This window comes from Burkholderia sp. 4M9327F10 (assembly GCF_005503145.1).
GTDB lineage: Bacteria > Pseudomonadota > Gammaproteobacteria > Burkholderiales > Burkholderiaceae > Paraburkholderia.
Map to the genome: position 1 here is coordinate 1 of NZ_SCNV01000149.1, position 1,181 is coordinate 1,181.

At 62.6% G+C, this 1,181-nt stretch carries 1 protein-coding gene; it reads left to right on the forward strand.

Going from position 1 to position 1,181, the window contains the following annotated elements:
- The coding region (gene urtA / locus FFS45_RS41515) for an urea ABC transporter substrate-binding protein (protein WP_137960357.1) at window positions 1-1,181 on the forward strand (1,181 nt) is incomplete at both ends.

Sequence of the window (1,181 nt, forward strand, 5' to 3'; positions counted from 1 at the left end):
ATTCTGCATTCACTGTCGGGCACGATGGCGATCTCCGAAACGTCGCTCAAGGACACCGCCCTGATGACGATTGCCCAGATCAATGCCAGCGGCGGTGTGAATGGCCGGCAGATCGAGGCGGTAGTGGTGGACCCGGCCTCGAACTGGCCGCTGTTCGCCGAGAAGGCCCGCCAGCTCCTCACCCAGGACAAGTGCGCCGTCGTGTTCGGCTGCTGGACCTCGGTTTCGCGCAAGTCGGTGCTGCCGGTGTTCGAGGAGCTCAACGGCCTGCTGTTCTACCCGGTGCAGTACGAAGGCGAGGAAATGTCGCGCAACGTCTTCTACACCGGTGCCGCGCCTAACCAGCAGGCCATTCCGGCCACCGAATACCTGATGAGCGCCGAAGGCGGCGGGGCCAAGCGCTTCTTCCTGCTCGGCACGGACTATGTGTATCCGCGCACGACCAACAAGATCCTGCGCGCGTTCCTGCAGTCCAAGGGTGTCCAGGACGCGGATATTCAGGAGGTCTACACGCCGTTCGGACACAGCGACTATCAGACCATTGTCGCCAACATCAAGACCTTCTCGCAGGGCGGCAAGACGGCCGTGATCTCGACCGTCAACGGCGACTCGAACGTGCCGTTCTACAAGGAACTCGGCAATCAGGGCCTGAAAGCGACCGATGTGCCGGTGGTGGCGTTCTCGGTGGGCGAGGAAGAACTGCGCGGCATCGACACCAAACCGCTGGTGGGCAACCTGGCCGCATGGAACTACTTCATGTCGGTGCGCAATCCGGAGAACACCAAGTTCAAGGCGATGTTTGCCAAGTGGGTGAAGGACAACAACCTGCCCGGCGGCGACAAGCGCGTGACCAACGACCCGATGGAGGCGACCTTCGTCGGCATCCATATGTGGAAGCAGGCGGTCGAGAAAGCGAAGAGCACCGATGTCGACAAGGTGCGCGTGGCGATGATCGGCCAGACCTTCAACGCGCCGTCGGGCTTCGAGCTGACGATGGACGGCAATCACCACCTGCACAAGCCGGTGATGATCGGCGAAGTGCGTGCCGACGGGCAGTTCAACGTGGTGTGGCGGACCAAGACGGCTATCCGCGCGCAGCCGTGGAGCCCGTATATCGCCGGCAACGCGGGCAAGCCGGACGTGGTCAGTTCGATTCCGGCTTTCCTGCGCCGCTCACGGGT